Source organism: Coriobacteriia bacterium (assembly GCA_034370385.1).
GTDB lineage: Bacteria > Actinomycetota > Coriobacteriia > Anaerosomatales > PHET01 > JAXMKZ01.
Map to the genome: position 1 here is coordinate 1 of JAXMKZ010000048.1, position 2,664 is coordinate 2,664.

The 2,664-nt window shown below is 59.9% G+C and carries 4 protein-coding genes; 2 read left to right on the plus strand and 2 right to left on the minus strand.

The window, feature by feature from the left end:
* Positions 1-226: 226 nt before the first annotated feature.
* Both U1E26_09820 and U1E26_09825 read left to right on the plus strand, forming a co-directional pair.
* A complete protein-coding gene (locus U1E26_09820) occupies positions 227-526 on the plus strand; it encodes a hypothetical protein (GenBank protein ID MDZ4169933.1) in 300 nt (99 codons plus the stop codon).
* Positions 527-810: 284 nt separating this feature from the next.
* A complete protein-coding gene (locus tag U1E26_09825; GenBank protein MDZ4169934.1) occupies positions 811-1,314 on the plus strand; it encodes a hypothetical protein in 504 nt (167 codons plus the stop codon).
* A 96-nt stretch (positions 1,315-1,410) separates the two neighbouring features.
* Here the strand turns inward: U1E26_09825 and U1E26_09830 are convergent, their stop codons facing one another.
* On the minus strand, positions 1,411-2,109 hold the full coding sequence (locus tag U1E26_09830) for an SdpI family protein (protein MDZ4169935.1): 699 nt from the start codon (positions 2,107-2,109) through the stop codon (positions 1,411-1,413).
* Positions 2,106-2,390, minus strand: coding sequence for an autorepressor SdpR family transcription factor (locus U1E26_09835; GenBank protein MDZ4169936.1), 285 nt, complete (start codon positions 2,388-2,390; stop codon positions 2,106-2,108). The genes U1E26_09830 and U1E26_09835 overlap by 4 nt, the downstream gene beginning before the upstream one ends.
* Between the last annotated feature and the right edge of the window lie 274 nt (positions 2,391-2,664).

The following is a 2,664-nucleotide window of genomic DNA, read 5'->3' on the forward strand; positions in this document are numbered from 1 at the left end:
CCGTCGCGCGCGCCTGGAGTCCTCGGCGGTATGGTCCCGGACGCATCGGCGGTTGAGCTCTCGGCGCGCGTCTTTCGCGATCAGCGACCGCTCGGATGACCTGCGGGCGCCACGCTAACAAGCGCTTCCAGCCGACTTCGCAAGTCCTCGGCTACCATGTCAGTCAGCGGGCGCGGCTGAAGCGCCCGACGTTAGGCGCGATTAAGTGACCGAGGGGGGAAGCTGTATGTCCAAGCTACGAGTCGTGACACTTCTGGCGGTACTCGTTGCAGGTCTGATGATCCTGTCTGCCTGCAGTAGTTCCACTGAGCAAGAGGCAGGCTTCGTAAGCTACGAGTTCGATCGCTCGACGTCGACTGGCATGTTCGATCTGGGCACCCCCACCGGAAACGCTCGCGTGCGTCTAGAAGATGGAACAGAGGTCATCGCGGACTGTCCGGTGCAGCGCATCGCGAAAAATGCCCGCGTCACCGTTCAGCAGAACTCGGATGGAACATGGGTCGTCCTCGGCCTGGCGGAGAAGTAGCCTTGCCCCGAGCTGCGTACTGCCCAACTTGTGCATCCGATCGGTGGCTGACTCCGGACAGCTGCTGCGTGGAATGCTCTACATCGATACCGGATGGCGCGTACCGTGCCGTACCGCGCTGTCCGTCACCGCCCGACTGTCCGCCAGCCGCTCGGCGTTCGACGGATACCGGAAAGCTACGTGCGGCCAGTCATGCCGTCGATGTAGCATGGTCAGACCTGCTGCGAGCACGATCTATCGTTCCGGCACCTGGCCCTGGGGCGAAGGGGAGCGTTGACTACTCGATGCCCCCCTTCTACACGCAATGGTCGCTCAACCCCTCAGTTGTCATGTTCGAACGGCCTCTCTCCGCGGCGGATGTCGAACAGCTGCGTACTGCCGGTCACTCCATCAACGAGGGCCATATCCTGCGCCTGCACGCGATCCTGGATGCCGCCGCGCTACTCCAGTGGGTACTAGATCCGGATACGCCGGTTGAACGGAACGTGCTACTCCTCAGTCGTCTTAGGAACGAAATCGCGCACGGTCGCCGCTACTACGAGCCGGGCAACAGGCAATGCGTCGCCCTTCTGCTTGAGCTACTGGAGGTGCTGTATTCGTACAAGCTCGTCTCGCAGCAGCCGCTGCTCGCCGAAGAGCGCCAGACAATCGAAACCAGCCGTGATTGTGGCGATCCATTCCTCTGGCCGCTCTCAATCGTGGGTACGCTGATGCCCCTTACCACTGCAGCGAAGCAGTTCATTGATGGCCATATCGACGTCGGACAACAGGCACCGATACGCGCCTAACAAGCGCTTCCAGCCGACTTCGCCAGTCCTCGGCTACCATGTCAGTCAGCGGGCGCGGCTGAAGCGCCCGACGTTAGCCACATCACCAGACGCTGGCTATTCGGCTCGCAACTGATCCTCGATTGTGGGTTCGGAGGGGTTTGGCTGGTCTGGGTGCCGGCTCTTGTACAGCCTCATCGAGTACAGGTATGTGATTGGCAGTATGGCCACTACGCACACGAGCATGATCGTAATGCCCCATGGCGGGGGTGTGAATGCTCCGGCGAACGTCAGTGCCCCAGCACCGAAGAAGAGGCGCCCACCAAGGCGGTTGGTCTTCGCCCACACCGTGTCGTCAGATAGCGTCCAACTGAAACGAACGCCCATCGTCCAGTTGCGCTTCACGCGACCCATGTAGTTCCCGAGCACCATGAGCATCAGGCCGATTCCGGCCAACGCCAAGCGATCAACGGGCACCGAGGAGTTGAACGCTGCCGCCAGTCCACCGAAGAACATGAGCATGATAAGCGCAGTGACAGCGTCCAAGACGAGGAAGTACACCGGCTTGGACTTGTAGATGTTGGCGCGTTTGGGGTCGAAGTAGGGCATCACCATGAAGAGCACGTAGAATCCAAGAGCCATCAGCGGCTCAGCGAACACGTTCCAGACTGTCGATTGAGCCCATCTGTCGATCTCTCCCGCCGCGTTCCAGTGCACAGGAATCTGTGCGGGCAGATGGGGGTAGACGTATGCGCCCACTGCGAACATGAGAGCGATCATCACCAGCGGGAGCATGGGCATGTCCTTGAGCTTCATTCCTCGGGTCCTCCTTCATCGTTGCTGTCGAGGAACTCGAGGCTGTAGGCCATCAGTTCCTGGAACACAGTTGCGTTGAGCGAATAGACGATCTCCTGACCGCGTCTCTCCGTTGTGACGAGCCCGGCGTTCCTCAGGGCAGCGAGATGATGGGAGATCGACGGTTTTGAGATCGAGAAGTTGTCGGCGATCGTTCCTGCGGTGAGATCACCGTCGCGCAGCAGGCGCAGGATATCCCTGCGTGTTGCGTCGGAGAGTGCTTTGAAGAGATCGCCCTGCATGCGTCACCTTCACATCATTAGATATTTAGACAAACATCAAAATATCTCGCATCGAGGTGATTGTCAACCGCCGATGGGCGTCTCGCAGGTGATTCGCGTATCGTAAGGGGGGCTTCGATCGCCTCGATGGAGTGCCTGACTTCAAGTTTGAATCGCAACACTGAGCCTTTCTGAGGGCCTTCCTACGATTGTGCATAGCATTCCTCCGGGGTCCGGTATCCGAGCCGCTTCCGCGGCCGTGAGTTGAGCTTGGCGGCGATGGCATCGCAGTCGG

What these genes read in the sequence shown, in the direction of transcription:
- U1E26_09820 (MDZ4169933.1), top strand. Translation starts at nt 227, where the DNA reads ATGTCCAAGCTACGAGTCGTGACACTTCTGGCGGTACTCGTTGCAGGT.
- U1E26_09825 (MDZ4169934.1), top strand. Translation starts at nt 811, where the DNA reads ATGCCCCCCTTCTACACGCAATGGTCGCTCAACCCCTCAGTTGTCATG.
- U1E26_09830 (MDZ4169935.1), bottom strand. Translation starts at nt 2,109, where the DNA reads ATGAAGCTCAAGGACATGCCCATGCTCCCGCTGGTGATGATCGCTCTC.
- U1E26_09835 (MDZ4169936.1), bottom strand. Translation starts at nt 2,390, where the DNA reads ATGCAGGGCGATCTCTTCAAAGCACTCTCCGACGCAACACGCAGGGAT.